This window comes from Achromobacter sp. JD-1 (assembly GCF_038594925.1).
GTDB lineage: Bacteria > Pseudomonadota > Gammaproteobacteria > Burkholderiales > Burkholderiaceae_B > Achromobacter > Achromobacter spanius_C.
On record NZ_JBCGCS010000018.1, the window covers coordinates 1 to 17,193 of the forward strand.

10 protein-coding genes are annotated in these 17,193 nt (G+C 66.2%); 2 read left to right on the forward strand and 8 right to left on the reverse strand.

What is annotated here, in order from left to right:
• The coding region (locus WBR68_RS23295; RefSeq protein WP_230695380.1) for a non-ribosomal peptide synthetase at positions 1–4,808 on the forward strand (4,808 nt) is incomplete at its 5' end.
• Between the two features lie 79 nt (positions 4,809–4,887).
• On the opposite strand, the gene WBR68_RS23300 is transcribed toward WBR68_RS23295, so the two are convergent.
• The 6 genes from WBR68_RS23300 to fhuF all read right to left on the reverse strand — a co-directional run bounded on the left by WBR68_RS23300 (position 4,888) and on the right by fhuF (position 12,815).
• Positions 4,888–5,850 carry an alpha/beta hydrolase gene (locus WBR68_RS23300; protein WP_370641276.1) on the reverse strand — a complete coding sequence of 321 codons (963 nt, stop codon included), beginning with the start codon at positions 5,848–5,850 and terminating at the stop codon, positions 4,888–4,890.
• Between the two features lie 2 nt (positions 5,851–5,852).
• The gene (locus WBR68_RS23305; RefSeq protein ID WP_230695382.1) at positions 5,853–8,000 is read right to left on the reverse strand and encodes a TonB-dependent siderophore receptor; all 2,148 of its coding nucleotides are present in this window, start codon (positions 7,998–8,000) and stop codon (positions 5,853–5,855) included.
• Positions 8,001–8,042: 42 nt separating this feature from the next.
• Positions 8,043–9,485, reverse strand: coding sequence for a diaminobutyrate--2-oxoglutarate transaminase (locus WBR68_RS23310; protein ID WP_230695383.1), 1,443 nt, complete (start codon positions 9,483–9,485; stop codon positions 8,043–8,045).
• Positions 9,486–9,554: 69 nt separating this feature from the next.
• Positions 9,555–10,877, reverse strand: a complete 1,323-nt coding sequence (locus WBR68_RS23315) for a lysine N(6)-hydroxylase/L-ornithine N(5)-oxygenase family protein (RefSeq protein WP_050444995.1) — start codon at positions 10,875–10,877, stop codon at positions 9,555–9,557.
• Between the two features lie 8 nt (positions 10,878–10,885).
• Positions 10,886–11,911: a GNAT family N-acetyltransferase gene (locus tag WBR68_RS23320; RefSeq protein WP_050444819.1), complete on the reverse strand. Its 1,026-nt coding sequence runs from the start codon at positions 11,909–11,911 to the stop codon at positions 10,886–10,888.
• A gap of 145 nt (positions 11,912–12,056) precedes the next feature.
• On the reverse strand, positions 12,057–12,815 hold the full coding sequence (fhuF, locus tag WBR68_RS23325; RefSeq protein WP_050444818.1) for a siderophore-iron reductase FhuF: 759 nt from the start codon (positions 12,813–12,815) through the stop codon (positions 12,057–12,059).
• 220 nt (positions 12,816–13,035) lie between these two features.
• Here fhuF and WBR68_RS23330 point away from each other — a divergent pair, with 220 nt between their 5' ends.
• The gene (locus WBR68_RS23330) at positions 13,036–14,652 is read left to right on the forward strand and encodes a cyclic peptide export ABC transporter (protein WP_050444817.1); all 1,617 of its coding nucleotides are present in this window, start codon (positions 13,036–13,038) and stop codon (positions 14,650–14,652) included.
• 120 nt (positions 14,653–14,772) lie between these two features.
• Here the strand turns inward: WBR68_RS23330 and WBR68_RS23335 are convergent, their stop codons facing one another.
• Together WBR68_RS23335 and WBR68_RS23340 are read right to left on the reverse strand one after the other, a co-directional pair.
• Entirely contained in the window at positions 14,773–15,741 is a 969-nt protein-coding gene (locus WBR68_RS23335; RefSeq protein WP_342490518.1) for an NAD(P)-dependent oxidoreductase, read from the reverse strand.
• Positions 15,742–15,744: 3 nt separating this feature from the next.
• Positions 15,745–17,172: an aldehyde dehydrogenase family protein gene (locus WBR68_RS23340; protein WP_230695385.1), complete on the reverse strand. Its 1,428-nt coding sequence runs from the start codon at positions 17,170–17,172 to the stop codon at positions 15,745–15,747.
• Positions 17,173–17,193: the final 21 nt, after the last annotated feature.

The window sequence follows — 17,193 nt, forward strand, 5'->3', positions numbered from 1 at the left end:
CGGGTGAGCTGTATCTGGGAGGGGTGGGCTTGGCGCGCGGGTATCTGAACCGCCCGGGCCTGACCGCCGACCGCTTCATCGCCGACCCGGACGGGCAGGGCGGCAGGCTGTATCGCACGGGCGACTTGGTGCGCTGGATGGGGGAGGGGCACCTGGAGTATCTGGGCCGCCTGGATCATCAGGTGAAGATCCGTGGCTTGCGGATTGAATTGGGTGAGATCGAGGCCGCTCTCTTGTCACAGCCGGATGTGGAACAAGCGGCGGTGCTGGCGCAGGACGGTCCATCGGGCGCGCGGTTGGTCGCGTATGTCGCACCGGCGGCAGTGGATACCGCCGCGCTGCGAAGCGCATTGTCGGCAGCATTGCCCGATTACATGGTGCCCGCAGCCTTCGTCACATTGGATGCTCTGCCGGTCAACGCCAACGGCAAGCTGGATCACAAGGCCTTGCCCAAGGCAGAGTTCGCCGCCAGCCACGGCTACGAAGCGCCCGAGGGCGCGGTCGAAACTGCCCTTGCCGCCATCTGGTCGCAAGTACTGGGCGCGCCGCGGGTGGGCCGTCACGACAACTTCTTTGAACTGGGCGGCGACTCGATACTCAGCCTGCAAATCGTGGCGCGCTTGCGCCAGGCAGGGTGGCAGATCACGCCGCGCCAGGTGTTCGAGCGGCAGACCGTGGCCGATCTGGCCGCCGTAGCTGCGCAGATGCAGGACGTTTTGCCGCACAACGCGGTGCGTCACCGGACAGCGCAGTCACTGGCCGACTACCCAGATGCGCCGCCGATTGCCGAGCTGGGCTGGGATGCCGCCGACGTCGAAGACGTGTACCCGCTGTCGCCCACGCAGGAAGGGATGCTGTTCCATACGCTGGAGGCGCCAGGCACGGGGCTCTATGTGAACCAGTTGAGCGTGCGTATCGACGGAGTGGACGGTGATCGGTTGGCCGATGCGTGGCGGGCCATGGTGGCGCGCCACCCGGTGCTGCGCACGGCATTCCTGTGGCGCGCGGGCATGAAGCGCCCCTTGCAGGCGGTGCTGAAAGCGGCGCACCCCGACATCATCCGTGAAGATTGGCGCGACCCACTGGCCGCCGGTGATGCCGACGCCTATGCGGCCGCTGAACTGGCGCGCCAGATGGACTTTGCGCAAGCGCGCTTGGCGCGGGTGGTATTGATCCGGCTGGGGCCTGACGGCTATCAGCTGATATGGACCTATCACCATCTGCTGCTGGACGGATGGAGCGCGTCGCGCTTGATCGGTGAATGGCTGCGGACCTACGGCGGCGAGTCGCTGCCGGCGGCGGGCCCCGGCTATGGCGACTATGCCCGTTGGCTTGGCGAGCAAGACCGCCCTGTTAGCGAGCACTTCTGGAAAACCGAGTTGGCCGCGCTTGACGGCCCGACGCTGCTGGCACGGGCGGCGGAAAGTATCGTCGCGCCCGATGTGCGCGTCGAGACCGGAGACGGCCCCGCGACAACCCCGTACGCAAAGATCTACACCCGCCTGGACGCCTGCGCCACGCAGGCGTTGCGCGCCTTGGCGCAAGCGCAGCGCGTCACGCTGAACACCGTCATCCAGGCAGCGTGGGGCATCGTTTTGCAACGCTACACGCAGCAGGACACGGTGGTGTTCGGCGCAACCGTTGCCGGCCGTCCCGCCACGCTGGCGGGCGTCGAGGACATTCTGGGCCTCTTCATCAACACGCTGCCCGTGCCCGTCAGCCGGAACCCCGCGCAAACGGTGTCCGCGTATCTACAGGCCTTGCAGCGGACCAATCTGCGCCTGCGCGAACAGGAGCATGCCGCACTGTCGGATATCCAGCGCTGGGCGGGGTCGTCGGGCCGCCCCTTGTTCGACAGCATCGTGGTGTTCGAGAACTACCCGGTCGACGAGACCCTCAAGCGCAATGAACGCTATGGCCTGCGCTTCGGCCCGGTGGCGGGGTCTGGGCTGACGGGTTACGTCATGGACTTGCAGGTTGTGGCGAATCAGGAATTGGAGATCGAGTATTGCTACGCGCGCGCCGCGCTTGGCGATGCGATGGCGGAGGGTCTACGCGCACAACTGGAACATGTGCTGGCGCAAATGCAGGCGGCGCCATCGCGCCCGGTGGGCGAGCTGACCTGGTTGGACGCCGCACGGCAAACGGCCTTGGACCAGTGGTCCGTGGACCCGGATCAACCCGTTATCGCGGCGGGCCGGCACGGCTTTGTGCATGAGCAGATAGGCGCACATGCGCTGGCCCGTGGGCAGGCATGCGCGCTGGCGCTGGGCGAGGCGCGCATGCGCTATGCGGAATTGGACCTGCGCGCCAACCGTCTGGCCCAGCGCCTGGTCCGCCTTGGCGTGCGGCCCGAGTCGCGGGTGGGCGTGGCGATGCCGCGGTCACTGGATACCGTGGTGGCCTTCCTGGCCGTGCTCAAGGCAGGCGGCGCGTATGTGCCGTTGGACCTGCAGCATCCGGCCGAACGGCTGGCCTATGTGATCGATGACAGCGGCATGTCGCTGGTGATCACCGGCGCCGAGCCCCCTGGCCATCTGCCGCGCCGCGCGGGCGTACAGACGCTGGCCTACGAGGCGGCCGCCGTGGCGGACGAACCGCCGCTCGCCCCCCACGTGGCGCTGTCGCCCGACAACATGGCGTACGTCATCTACACATCGGGGTCAACGGGCAAGCCCAAGGGCGTAGCCGTCACGCACGGCCCGCTAGCCATGCATTGCCGGGCGACGGCGCGCATCTACGGCCTGACGCCCGATTCGCACGAGCTTCTGTTCATGTCGTTCTCGTTCGATGGCGCGCATGAACGCTGGTTGACCGCGTTGACCACGGGCGCCGAACTGGCGGTGCGTGGCCCTGACTTGTGGACGGCAGAGCAGGCGCTGGACGCGCTGCGGCGGCACCAGACAAGTCATGCCGCCTTTCCGCCGGCATATCTGAACCAGATGGCGGAATGGGCGGCCGTGCAAGGCGATGCGCCGCCGGTCGATTTGTACGTGTTCGGCGGCGAAGCCATGCCTCGCGCCGCCTACGAGCGCGTGCGGCTGAATCTGCGGCCCAACTGGCTGATCAATGGCTATGGCCCCACAGAAACCGTGGTGACGCCCTTGATCTGGAAGACGCCCGCCAACGCAAGTTTCGACTGCGCCTATGCGCCGATCGGCAAACCAGTGGGTGCGCGCGCCGTCTACGTGCTGGATGGCGATCTGCAACAAGTGCCTGTCGGCCACCTTGGCGAGCTTTACATCGGCGGTTACGGCGTGGCGCGGGGCTATCTGGGCCGGCCAGGGCTGACGGCGGATCGCTATGTGGCGAACCCGTTTGGCGAACCCGGCACGCGCATGTACCGCAGCGGCGACATCGTGCGCTGGATGGGCGATGGCAATATCGAATACGCGGGACGCGGCGATCATCAGGTGAAAATCCGCGGATTCCGGATCGAGCTGGGCGAAATCGAAGCGCGCATCCTGGCGTTGGACAGCGTGGCGGAGGCCGCGGTGCTGGTGCACGAAGACGCGGGCGGCAAAAAGTTGGCGGCCTATGTTGTGCCGGCGGCGGGCAAGGGCGCAGGCCTCGCGGCCGAGCTGCGTAGCCAGTTGGCCGCGCAACTGCCCGACTACATGGTGCCGGCGTCGTTCAGCGTGCTGACCGCCTTGCCGCGCCTGATCAGCGGCAAACTGGACCGCGCCGCCTTGCCCGCGCCACAGGCGGGCATGCAACGCGACTTCGTCGCGCCCTCGACCGAGCCGGCGCGCGTGCTGGCGAGCATCTGGCAGGACGTGCTTGGCGTGGACCGGGTGGGCCAGACCGACAACTTCTTCGAGCTGGGCGGCGATTCCCTGCTTAGCCTGAAGGTGCTGGCGCGGGTGCGGGCGTTGCGCCATCCCGAGCTGAGCTTCACGCTACGCGACCTGATGCAGCGGCCCAGCATTGGCCAACTGCTGCGCTTGCATACCGCCGAACCGGCGACGCTGTCCCTGCCCACACCGCTGAATGGCGGGCAGGGCGCGGGCGCGCCATTGTTCTGCGTCCATGCCGGCATGGGAACCTTGTTCGACTATCAACCGTTGGCCCGGCGCCTGAACGGCGTGCGGCCGGTCTATGGGCTGCCGTGCCGCATGCTGCACGATCCGGCGCATCGCGATGTGTCGCTGGAACGCATGGCAGACGATTACTGCGCGCAGATCCAGGCATTGCAGGACCAGGGGCCGTATCATCTGGCCGGCTGGTCCCTGGGCGGCACGCTGGCCGCGCTGGTCGCCGCGCGCCTGGAAGCGCAGGGGCAACAGGTGGCGTATGTGGGGCTGATCGATCCTTATGTGCCGGGTATCGGCACGGACGCGCTGCGGGATTGGCGCGACGACCTGCGCCACTTTACGGCGGTGGTCGCGCCCGGCGCGCAGGTGTCGCCCGAGAGCGCCGTAGCGCCTGCCGCCGGTCATCCCGACGAGCCGATCTCGTTGGCGGCCGTCCAGGCGCGTCTTGAGCAATATCTGGCCACGGCGGACTCCTTGCAAGGCTATGCGGGCATGGGCGCGGCCGAGCTGGCGCGCATCTTCCTGGTGGCGCGCGCATTGCAAGCCTTGTCGTTGCAGACGGCGACGGTGGACGCGGTGCGGGCGCCGGCGCGCTGCTGGTGGACGCCGGCACGCGACGTCGTGCAGCGGCAGACACTGGCCGCGCAGTTGGGCCAACCGGCGCTCGATAGCCAGGACATCGACACCGACCACTACGGCATCATCCGCGATGCGCGCATGCTGGATCAGATGTTGGCCCATCTGTCGGCGCTGGACATGGCAATCGCTGTATGAAGAAAGGGGTCACGGCCGTTGTCGCGGCCGTGACCCCTTTGGGGATGGCGTATCCAGAACGCCGGAACGTTTCGCGCGATCAGGCGCCGTCGGCAGCCTGCTTGAAGGCGGCAGCCAGCGCGCGGGCCAGATCAGCGCGCAGGACGGCCGTTTGTTCGACGATGTTCCCCAGCCGTGCGAAGTCATGCACCATGCCCGGATAGATATCCAGGCGCGTCGCAACGCCCGCCTGTTGCAGCCTGCGCGCGTACGCCGTCCCCTCGTCGACCAGCAGGTCGCATTCGGCCAACGCAATATGGGCGGGCGCCACACCGCGCAGGTCGGGGTGCGCCAGCGGCGCAAAGCGCCAATCGTCTGCATCTTCGGGGCGGCTCAGGGCGTTGGCGAACATCCAGTCCAAGGTCGCGGCCTCAAGCAGATGGCCGGTGGCATAGCGCTGTTTGGACGGGAAGTCGTTGCTGGCGCTGGTGCACGGATACAACAGCAGCTGCAACAGCGGCGCCACGCCACCGGCGTCGCGCGCATGCAGACTCAAGGCGGCGGCGAGCGAGCCGCCGACGCTGTCTCCGCCCACGGCAAGGCGGCCGGGCCGCCAGCCTAGCGGCGCGTCAGGCCCCAGCAGCCACGTCCAGGCATCCAGCGCGTCCAGGTAGGCGGTCGGAAAGCGGTGCTCTGGCGCGCGCCGGTAATCCAGCGCCAGCACCGCGCAGGGCGTCAGCGCCGCCAGATCGCGGCACAGGGAATCGTGGGATTCCAGGCCACCCAGGCAATAACCGCCGCCATGCAAGAACAGCAGAAGCGGCAAGTCGGAGCCGCCCGCCGCGCCGGGCCGGTACAGGCGCGCGGGCAGGCGTGCGCCGTCCCGGGCAGGCACCGCGAAGTCTTGCGCCAAGACACGCGGGTCGCCCGGCGCGTCCAGCATTGGCGTGGCCGCGTCATAGTCCGCGCGCGCCTGCGCGATGCCGACCTCGTGCATGGGCGGGTTGCCGGCCGCCGCCACCAGGTCCAGAAAGGCGGCCAGCTCGGGATGTGGCGCGCCCATCATCACCAGCGGTACGCCACCGAGGCGATCACCGTGCGTTCCAGGCCGTAGCGGCAGTTCACCGTGTTGTTGCGGCAGACCACCGTTTCCTTGTTGAACAGGTTCGTCGCGTCAACGGCGAAGCGCCAGTTGCGCAGTTGGTAGTGCAGGCCGGCATCGACCATGAACGACGAGCCGTTCTCGATGGTGTTGGCGACATCGGCGTAGGTCTTGCCCAGGTAGCGCACGCCGACTCCCATGCCCAGCCCTTGCAGCACGGTGTCGGGCAGCGTGTAGTTGACCCAGGCAGAGGCCATGTGGCGCGGCGTGACGATGGGCGTGTTGCCCACTTCGGCCGGGTTGTTGCTCTTGTTCACCTTCACGTCATTCAAGGTATACGACGCCACCACGTCCAGCCCGCGCATCAGATTGGCCTTGCCTTCCAATTCGATGCCACGCGACTCGATCTCGCCCGTCTGCACGCTGAAGTTCGTGTTGCGCGGGTCGGGCGTGAGCGCATTGCGTTGCGTCAGGTCAAACACCGACAGCGCGACCAGGCTGTTCGAGCCCGGCGGCTGGTACTTGATGCCGAACTCGTACTGCTCGCCCTTGGTGGGCTTGAACGGCGTGCTGTCCATGCTGACGCCGCTTTGCGGCAGGAACGACGTGGAATAGCTCACGTAGGGCGTGATGCCCGAATCGAACAGGTAGGCCAGCCCCATGCGCCCGGTGAAGGCGGTGTCCTGCTGGCGCACGGTGTTGTCGGTCAGCCGGTTGTTGCTGGAGCTGCGCGCCCAATCCTGGCGCGCGCCCAGCGTTACCACGACCTTGTCAACCCTGATCTGGTCCTGCAGGTACACGCCCAACTGCCGGTTCACATCCTTCTGGTCGATGATGGTGTTGGCGGCGGACGGGTAGGGGATGTCCTGGTCGTAGACCGGGTTGTCCAGATCCAGATTCGGCGCAAGGCCCTGGCGATACCATTGCTGACCGTCCTGGAACTTGTAGTCCAGGCCCGCCAGCACCGTGTGCGAGACACGACCCAGGTTGAATTTGTATTCAGCCTGGGTGTCGATGACGACGCCATCCATGCTTTCCTTGGACACCAGGGCATAGCGGCTGATGGTGTGGCCGTCGGCCAGCAGGCGCAGGTTGTAGAGGTCGCGCTGGTCCAGCTTGCCGTGCTGGTAGCGGGCATTCTGGCGAAGCGTCAGCGCGTTGTTGACACGGTGTTCAAGCAGGTAGCCGATGGCGTATTGCTTGCGGTCGTACTTGTTGAAGCCGTAGTCGCCCACGGGTACGTGCGTCGGGTAGACCGGGCGGGATTCTCCATCCGTCTGGTCATGCTGGTAGCTTGTCAGCAGCGTGAAGCTGGTGTCGGAATTTGGCCGCCACGTGAACGCCGGCGCGATGTAGCCCAGGTCGTCGGGGTAGCGATGATCGCTGTCGTACTTGACCTGCGTACCGCCGTTGCGAAGGATCCCGGTCAGGCGGTACAGGTACTTGCCTTCCTCATCGATCGGCCCGCCGAAGTCGACCGCGGCCTGGCGCCGGTCGAAGTTGCCGCCCTGCAGGACGACTTCACCAAAAGACTCAGCGGTGGGGCGCTTGGTGACACGGTTGACCAATCCGCCCGGGGCGATCTGGCCGTACAGCACGGACGACGGGCCACGGATGACCTCCACGCGTTCCAGCGCGTACGGATCGGTGCGCGCGCGGATCTGGTCGTACGGTATTTGGCTGAGGCCGTCGCGGAAATCGCCCGTGATCTTGGCGTCAAAGCCGCGCAGCACGATCCAGTCATTGCGAACCTCGGCGCCGCCGAAGTTGCTGATCTGTACGCCGGGCACATATTGAATTGCTTGCGACACCGTCTGCACGCCACGGTCCAGCATCTCTTGTGCGCCCACCACCGAGACGGACTGCGGAATCTCCCGCAGCGCGGTCGGCGTCTTGCTGCCCGTCAGTGTTTCTCTTGCCACATACCCGTTCACCGGGCCGGTGGCAGCGTCCAGCGCGTCAGCGCGGACGTTGATGGCGGGGAGGGTGGGCGTGGTGCTGTCGGAAGCCTGTTGCGCCTGGGCCGGCGCGCCGATGGCCAGCCCCAGCAGCAGGGGATAGCGCAGTTGGCGGAGCGCGCGCGCGCGCGGTGTGATGCGAGGTGTTTTCATGGTCTTCTGTGCAATGTCGGGCACGACGAGGAGCCCGTTGTTTTAGGTTTGACTGCGGTTGGTGCGAAAGATCGCTTCCCCTTGGGCATGCAGCGCGGCCCTGAGGGAAGCGGAAAAAATATCGAAGACGCGATCGATCTGGCGCGCGGTGATGATCAGCGGCGGCAGGAAGCGGACGACGCTGCCGTGGCGGCCGCCCAGTTCGATAATCAGGCCGCGGCGCAGGCACTCGGCCTGCACGGCGCTGGCCAATCCCGGCGCGGCGGGTTGGGGCATGCCGGCGGGAAGCGAAGGCTCCACCAGTTCCACGCCCAGCATCAGGCCACGGCCGCGCACATCCCCCAGTTCGGGGTGGTCGCGCTGCAATTGCAGAAGCAGGCCGGTCAGCCGTTCGCCCATGGCGTGGGCATGGTCGGCCAGGCCTTCCGAGCGCAGCACGTGCATGGTGGCGGACCCGGCCGCCATCGCCAGTTGGTTGCCGCGGAAGGTGCCGGCGTGCGTGCCGCTTTCCCACTGATCCAGGCTGTCGCGGTAGACCACCACCGCCATCGGCAGCCCGCCGCCGATGGCCTTGGACAGCACCACCACGTCCGGCTCGATGTCGGCGTGTTCGAAGGCGAACATGCGGCCGGTGCGGCCGAAGCCGGACTGGACCTCGTCCAGGATCATGGGCACGTCGGCTGCACGCGTCAGCTCACGCAGGCCTTGCAGCCATTCCAGCGGCGCCGGGATGACGCCGCCTTCGCCCTGGACGGCTTCCAGGATCATGCCGGCCGCAGGGGGCACACCGCCTTCCGGATCGTTCAGAACGGTGCTGATGTACCGCAGCCCGGCTTGCACGCCGGCGCCGCCCCGCAGCCCGAAGGGGCAGCGGTACTGGTAGGCGTAGGGCAGGAATTGCACGCCGGCCAGCGGCGACCGCAGCGACCGCTTGGGCCGCACGTTGCCCATCAATTGCAGCGCGCCTTGCGTCATGCCGTGATACGCACCCTGGAACGCAAGAATGTCCGCGCGGCCGGTTGCGGTCTTGACCAGCTTGAGGGCCGCTTCGATCGCGTCGGCGCCCGTCGGACCGCAGAACTGGATCTTGGCGTTGCGCGAGAAGTTCGCGGGCAGCAGGTCGAACAAGTCCCGCATGAAGCGGTCTTTCACGGGCGTGGTCAGGTCCAGCGTCAACAACGGCAGGTCCGCGTTCAGGGCCGCGCCGATGGCTTCGGTTACCGCTGGGTGGTTATGCCCCAGCGCCAGTGAACCGGCGCCGGCCAGGCAATCAATGAACACGCGGCCTTCAATGTCTTCGACGTAAATTCCCTTGGCCCGCTTGAGCGCCAGCGGGATGCGCCGGGGATAGCTGCGCGCATCGGACTCACGCTGCTCCTGGTATTGCAGCAACGTGTTTCCCGCGAGCGTGTAGGGGGCCGCAAGCGCATCGTGCTGACGCGCCAGATCCTGATCCGCCTGCGCGGCGGTGGGGAAGTAAGCCATGGTGATACGCCTTCAAAAAGGTCCGCGCGCAACGGGCGTGAACCGGTGAATGGGCAAGACGAAGCCGGGTCAGCCCGCCAGCGCGGCGCGACGTTCCCGTTGCGGCCTTTCCACTGCGTCGCCCGGGCTGCCCGCGCGCAAGGCATTGCCGATTTCCTGCGAACGGATGGCCAGGATGGACAGCAGACTGTCGCTGATGCCGTGCGTGGTTTCGCTGCCGCCTTGCACATAGATGGCGGGCTTTAACCGGGCGTCGGCGCGCAAGCGGTAGTGGCGATCGATGGCGTGGTCTTCCAGGTAGGGAGCCAGCGGGGCCAGCAGCTGTTTATGGTGGTCGCGGACGTAGCCTGTCGCCAAAATCACCGCGTCATACCTGACGACTTCGCTGCGGTGCGTATCGCGGTCGAACAAGGTCAGCGCAACGCTTTGCCCGTCGCCATCCACGCCGTCCACGACTTCCACGGCATCGACCTGGCAACGGCGGCGCAACTGATGGCGCGCCTGGCGGGTCACCTGTTGTTGGTAGAACACGTTGTAGATGCGTTCGATCAACTCGACGTCCGGCGCCGAATAGTTCGTATGCCAAGCCTCTGACAGCAACCCCGCGCGTTCGGCGGGCGGCCGGCTGTAGATGTAGTCGGTGTGCTCGGCGTTGAAGATCTCGTTCATGTAAGGGCTGTCGTCGGACGGGCGCAGCGCCCGCCCGCGCATCAGCAGATCGACCTGGGGCCGATCCGGGTGCTCGTGCAGGTTCATGAAGATTTCAGCGGCGCTCTGGCCCGCGCCCAGCACTGCGATCCGGCGCGGATGCGCGATCTTGCCGATGGCCGAAAGATACGAGCTGGTGTGAAAAATGCGTGGCTCGTCGCGCCAGGCCAGGAACGGTTCGGGAATGTGGGCCTTGCCGCCCACGCTCACGACCAGGTTGCGCGCCAGGCGTTCGCGGACCCGGCCTTGAGCGTCGCGTGAGCGCACCCGTAGCAGCGGCACCGTGTCGCCGACGGTTTCGGGCGCCACGTCGAACACGTCTTCGCCATAGGCGCAGCGGTCCGAGAAATGACCGGCCGCCCACGCCAGATAGTCGTTGAATTCGTGCCGGCTGGGGAAGAACGTCTTCAGGTTGATGAACTGCTGTAAGCGGCCCTGGCTGTGCAGGTAATTCAGGAACGTGAACGGGCTAGCCGGGTTGCGCAGCGTGACCAGGTCCTTCAAGAACGAGATCTGCATGTGCGTGCCGTCCAGCATCATGTGCGGATGCCAGGCAAAGCACGGCTGTTTCTCAAGGAACAGCGGCAACAGGCCCGAATCGCCGCCATAGCGTTCTTCCAGGGCGATGGCCAGGGCGATGTTGGACGGGCCGAAGCCAATGCCGATCAGATCGTGTACTTGCATGGACACCTTCACTGCGTCAGGGATTGGGCGGGGACGCGGCGTGCGTCATGCGCCTCGGGGTGCGCCAGCTTGCTGCCGTCGGGCGCGCGTGGCAGCCAGAACCGTTCGCCGAAGAATCGTTCACGCGACAACGTGCCCAGCATGGCGCGCTTGTGCGGAAAGTCGAATTCCTTTTCCAGCGCGTAGCCGCTGCGGGCCAGATTGCGGATCATCTTGACGTTGTCGGCGCGCGGTTCGATGACCAGGCGTTGGGTGCGCACATCGTCCAGCAGCAGGTAGTGCGAAATCGAAGGCAGCCAGGCGGGCACGAAGGCAGGGCCGCGGCAGGAGGCTTCGCCGATCAGCACATGCCAGCCACGGTCGAAGTCTGCCGCGTTGCAGAAGGGGGCAATACGGTCTTCGCGCGCCCAATAGGTTTCGAAATAGCCGAACGGCACGTTGTCCAGGCAGCCGATGAGCGCGAGCGTGTGCGGGTCGTCGGCCTGCTTGCGCAGATAAGCGCGGTGCTTGTCCAGGTCGCCTTCCTCTTGCCAGAACTCGGCGACGACGGGGTCGTTCATCCAGCGGTTCAGGCGCACCGCGTCCAATTCTTCCGTCGCCACCCGAAACGACAAGGTGGCTGACAGCCAGGGGATGGCCCGGCGGTAAACCACACCCGTCGGCTTCGGGGGACGGCGAGGGTGACGGCGTTCGCCCGTCATCACATAGTCCAGCGGATACGCGGGCGCTGCGCCTCGCGGCAGCCACGACGCGGCAAGCTGCCAGAACATGCTGGCCTGCACCGTCTGCGTGCCGTGCGCGTCCGGCACCAGCAGGCCGGCCTCTTGCAGGGCGCGGGCTTGCGGCAGCGGAGCGCGCAGGGTCAGGTGCGTGGCGAAGGGCAGTTGGGAGAACGCCGATTCGATGGCAGCCATCAGTTCGTTCGCGTCAGGATCGCCTGCGCACGGGCCCAGCCATTCAAGACGCGGCGGTTGCGCGTCCGCGCTGAGATTCCACCGGGCGATTGCCGCGGCGCGTTCATGGTTTTGAGTCATCGGCACGAACCTTCGTCGGAATGATTGGCCGCAGGCGCTTGCCTTGCGGTCCATGCTCTTATTTCTAGACGAATGAGAATCGGTGCTGTTTAGTCCCAACTGCAAAATTCCCGGTGGCCGGGGCGGATATGGCGAGGAAGGGGCGCTAGGCGCCGCGCGTCTCGCGGGTGGGCCGATTGGGTGCGGACAGCGGGCAAAGATCGCAATACCCGTGGCCGGGCAGCATGTAGTACAGGCAGCAGCGGCGAAGCAGGGCGCGCGCGCGCGGGCCTTGTGGCGTGTCGCGCAGCACCTCGCGCGGGGCGCGGTACATCGGGTTGGGTTCGCCACGCCACAGGGGCGCGTCGAGCAGCAAGGCGCGGTCTTGCGCCAGTTGGGAGTTGCCCGGCATCGCCTGCATTAACTGCGACAACGTCAGGTCCAGATAGCGCGCCACGTTTCCCCAGGTGATCTTCGGGGACAGCCGCGCGCATTGCGCCAGCCGCGTCGCCAGCGGTTCCAGGTGTTCATGCAGCAAAGGCGCATAGCGTGCGTGAGTGTCACGGCCTGGCTGCGCCTGGCCGTCATGCGGAATCAACAGGCGCAACACCGCGCCGTCGCCATCAAATTGCGGCTTGACCTGGCGCGCCGCCGTGGGCAAGACGCGCTGCAGCACGCTGGCCGCTGCGGCAACGGGCGGCAGCAGGCGCCAGAAATACGTCAGCGTCCATACCGAGGCGACCGGGGCCAGCGCCGCCGCACCGAAATGCCGCGCCTGCCGGGCCAGGATGAGAGGCAGGGCTTCGGCGTCTTCAAGCAGTTGCGCCACCGTGGGCTGTCCGCAAGCGTTCTCGCCCGCCAGCGCCACCCCATCGCCATGCGCCGCCCAGTCGCCGGGAAACAGGGGCGCCAGCACCGGGATCATTGTTGAATTCCCCCGGAGCGTGCCCGCGCACAGCGATCACGGTCCAGGCGCGAGGGCGGTGTGGCAGCGGGCAGGGTGAGGGCGCAGTCCATCCCATACAGACGAACCGGCTCGACAAAAATTTAGCCCTGCATGCAGCGCGGCATGGCGCCGCCTAAACATCCGCCAGGCTGCTTCGTCTTCATAAGTTGAGCGCAGGCATCTACGTCGAGGAATTCGGTTGATTACCCATCTGATCAGGCACTCCAAAAAACTCCTGGCGCTTGCATCGTTTACCTGCGTGTGCGCCGGCCTCTTCAGTGTGCTGCTGGTCATGCAGATCAACATCGCCCTGACGGCCGACGCCACCGAGCGTCCGCGCCTGGCCTGGATCTTTGCGCTGACGGCCGTGCTGGCGATGCTGGCGCGAATGGGCTCGGCGCTGCTGTTCGAACGGCTCAGCCAGCAAACGCATGCTGACTTGAGACGCTACATCACGGACCGCGCGATGCAGGCGGACTTTGCGCATCTGGAACGGGTGGGCGCCGACCGCATCCAGTCGGCGCTGACTGAGCACAGCGCCAACGTGGCCCAGTACTTCGTCAGCCTGCCCGCCATTCTGAACAATGCCGTCGTGGTCGCGGGTTGCTTGGTGTACATGGCGTTTCTGTCGTGGAAGGTGTTTCTTGTGGCGGTGCTGGTGGTCGGCCTGGGCTCGCTGGGCTATCACCTGGCGCATTTGCGCGCGATCAAGCATCTGGAGGTCGCGGCGCGCGAACAGGATCAGCTGTTTGGCTACTTTCGCGCGGTCAGCGCGGGCGCCAAAGAGCTGCGGCTGAACCGCGGCAAGCGTTCGGCGTTCCTGGCGGACATGCTCCATCATTCGATCGAGGCGGTGCGCCGCGCCCGCACGCGCGGCATGTCCATCTTCGTCGTATCCGCCAGCTGGAGCAATTTCCTGGTCTACGCGTTCATCGGGCTGGTGTTGTTCGGGCTGGCCGGCAACCAGCCCGGCCAGGAACGCGTGATGACGGGCTTTGCGTTGCTGTTCCTGTACATGGTGGCGCCGCTTGAGGCCTTGCTGTTGAACATTCCGCGCGCCAACCTGGCGAAGGTGTCCGCCGGCCGTATCCACGACATCGTAGGCGGCATGGTGGCCTCGGAGCCCGCCGCCGGCGAGCTTACGCCCGCCGCCGCGTCGCCCCGCATTTCGCTGCACGAGGTCACCCACAGCTACTACCACGAACAAAGCGACTACATCTTTCAGTTGGGGCCGATCAACCTGTCGTTCGAGCCGGGCGAAATCGTCTTCCTGGTGGGCGGCAACGGCAGCGGCAAGACCACGCTGGCCAAGCTGCTGGTGGGACTGTATCGCCCGGAATCAGGCGAGGTGAGGGTGGATGGGGAGCCGGTTGGTGACCACAACCGCGACCGCTACCGGCAGGCTTTCTCGGCGATCTTTGCCGACTTCCACCTGTTTGACCGCCTGCTGGAAAGCGGCCGCGACGATGTCGACGACGTCGGCAACCGCTGGCTTGAGCGGCTGCATCTGCAACACAAGGTGCAGGTGCGCGATGGCGCCTTCAGCACCAGCGCGTTGTCGCAGGGGCAGCGCAAGCGCCTGGCGCTGGTGGCGACCTACCTGGAAGACCGGCCCTTTGTGGTGTTTGACGAATGGGCGGCGGATCAAGACCCGCTGTTCAAGGAAGTCTTCTACCGGGACCTGCTGCCAGAGCTACGCAATCGCGGCAAGACGGTGTTGGTCATCTCGCACGACGACCGTTATTTCCCGCTAGCCGATCGCATCGTGTACATGGAAAGCGGCCGGCTGGTATCGGGCGCGGCGCTGGCTGCCTGAGTTGTTTATACGAATCGCATAATGTGCATTATGTAAAGTAAAAGATCTAAGCGCGAACCCAAGAACACGCAACCCGCGCCGCGCAGGCGTGGGTTGCGGGATCACTTCCCTGGTTGGCATCTATGAGTCAGGCGTCCAGCCTTTAGGAACGCGCGGCTTTTCAATCTGGGCGAAATGGCAGATGGCATCGGCAATGCCGGAAAAATCGATGCCGCCGAACTGGCCAGCCCGCGCCAGGCTGAAGGACTCGTGCACGGCGGCAGCCACTGGCATCGGCACCTTCGCGGCGTGCGCGGCGGCCACGATCAGCGACATGTCCTTGTGCGCCAGATCAATGGTGAACCCCGGTGCGGTGTCGCCCACCAGCACCTTGTTGGGGAAATTCATCCTTAACTGCCCGTTCGAGGCAGACGTGCCGTACAGCACTTGCAGCGTCTTGGTGATGTCCAGCCCGAAGCGCTGCGACAGCGCCAGCGCCTCCGCGTTCACCTGGCACAGCGTGACCGCCACGTAGTTGTTCACCAGCTTGGTGCGCCCGCCCGAGCCCACCGGGCCGCAATGGTAGGTGGTGGTGCCCATGGCGTCGAGCAGCGGTCGGACCCTGACGAAATCGGCCTCGCTTGCCCCCACCATGAACAGCGATTCGCCCCGGTCGGCGTGCTCGGCCAGGCGCCCCACTGGCGCGTCCACCACGGTCATCCCGACCGTCAACGCCTGCTCTTGAAGGCGATCGGTTGCCAGCGGGTCGATCGTGCTCATATCCAGCAGCAGGCTGCCTTGGGCGGCGTTGGCGAAAACCCCGTCGCTTCCGAGTGCCACCTGCTCGACTTCCTTGGACGAAGGCAGCATCGTCACGATGATGCCGCACTGCCCCGCTACGCCCGCCACGTTGGCGCCCGCCGTCGCGCCCGCCGTCACCAGCTCATCCACGGCCTTTTGGTTGATGTCCAGCACCACCAGTTGGAAGCCCGCGCGGCGCAGGTTCAGCGCCATGGGCTTGCCCATCCGTCCCAAGCCGATAAAACCGATCTTTTCCATGCCTGTCTCCTGCCGGCGCCTGTTGCGACGCCGGATCGTGCTGCGGTTAATGGATCAATAGCCGATGTAGGCGGTCTTGGTGGACGTGTAGAAGTCGACTGCGTAGCGCCCCTGCTCGCGCGGTCCGAAGCTGGAGGCCTTCACCCCGCCGAACGGCACGTGGTAGTCCAGGCCGGCGGTGGGAAGGTTCACCATCGTCAAGCCGCTGCGCACATTCAGCCGGAAATGGTTCGCCAGCTTGTGCGAGGTGGTGCAGATGCCCGACGACAGGCCAAAGGGCGTGTCGTTGGCGACCTGCAAAGCCTCGTCATAGCCGGACACGCGGATCACGGCGGCCACCGGGCCGAAGATCTCTTCGCGGTTGATCCGCATGGCGTTGTTGCTGTCGGTGAACAGGGTCGGCCGCAGGAAGTGGCCGGCGGTAGGCGTATCGACCCGCTTGCCGCCTTCGGCCAAGGTCGCGCCTTCGCCACGCCCGAGTTCGATGTAGCCCAGAATTTTGTCCAACTGCGGCGCGTTGATGACCGGGCCGATCTGGGTGGCGGGGTCTCGCGGGTCGCCCACCACAAGCTTGCGCATCCGCGCGGCCAGCGCCTCGACGAAACGGTCATGGATGCCCTCCGCGACGATCAGCCGGCTGCTGGCCGTGCAGCGCTGGCCCGCCGAATAGAAGGCGCCGTTCAGCGCGCACTCCACGGCCACGTCCAGGTCGGCATCGTCAAGCACCACCAGCGGATTCTTGCCCCCCATCTCCAACTGCACCCGGATCATGTGTTCGGATGCCACCGTGGCGATCTTGCGGCCGGTGGCGACGCTGCCCGTGAAGCTGACGGCATCCACGCCTTCGAGCAGCGCGCGTCCGGCCGCCGCCCCTTCGCCGTTGACCAGATTGGCCACGCCGCCAGGCAAGCCGGCGCGTTCAAGAATATTGAACAGTTCCCAAGCCGCGCCCGGTGTGTGCTCGGACGGCTTGAGCACCAACGTGTTGCCGAAGGCCAGCGCGGGCGCGATCTTCCAGGCGGGAATCGCGATTGGAAAATTCCATGGTGTGATCAGCGCCACAACCCCCACCGGGTGGCGGCTGATCTGTACGCCGATGTCCGGGCGCACGGACGGCAGGTTCTCGCCGCCATAGCGCACCGCCTCCCCGGCGAAAAACTGGAAGATCTGCCCGGCGCGTACGACCTCGCCCTGCCCCTCGGCCTGGGTCTTGCCCGCTTCGCGCGACACCAGAGCGCCCAGTTCCTCCTTGCGCGCCAGGATCTCGTTGGCGGCGCGAAACAGAATGTCGCTGCGTAACTGCGTCGTGCTGCGTTCCCAGGCGGGCGCGGCGGCGCGGGCCGCCGCTACCGCCTGCCGCATCTGCGCCTCGCTGGCGCAGGCGTATTGACCGATCACGTCCTGCGGGTCGGCGGGGTTCAGGTTCGCCAAGGTGGCGTCGCCCTCCACCCACGCGCCATCGATGAAATTCGCTTTTTGCATCACTGTCTGCTCCTTGTCATG

Excerpts from the sequence above, each read along its gene's own strand:
- WBR68_RS23300 (WP_370641276.1), bottom strand. The coding sequence starts at position 5,850 with ATGGGCGCGCCACATCCCGAGCTGGCCGCCTTTCTGGACCTGGTGGCG.
- WBR68_RS23305 (WP_230695382.1), bottom strand. The coding sequence starts at position 8,000 with ATGAAAACACCTCGCATCACACCGCGCGCGCGCGCGCTCCGCCAACTG.
- WBR68_RS23310 (WP_230695383.1), bottom strand. The coding sequence starts at position 9,485 with ATGGCTTACTTCCCCACCGCCGCGCAGGCGGATCAGGATCTGGCGCGT.
- WBR68_RS23315 (WP_050444995.1), bottom strand. The coding sequence starts at position 10,877 with ATGCAAGTACACGATCTGATCGGCATTGGCTTCGGCCCGTCCAACATC.
- WBR68_RS23320 (WP_050444819.1), bottom strand. The coding sequence starts at position 11,911 with ATGACTCAAAACCATGAACGCGCCGCGGCAATCGCCCGGTGGAATCTC.
- fhuF (WP_050444818.1), bottom strand. The coding sequence starts at position 12,815 with ATGATCCCGGTGCTGGCGCCCCTGTTTCCCGGCGACTGGGCGGCGCAT.
- WBR68_RS23340 (WP_230695385.1), bottom strand. The coding sequence starts at position 17,172 with ATGCAAAAAGCGAATTTCATCGATGGCGCGTGGGTGGAGGGCGACGCC.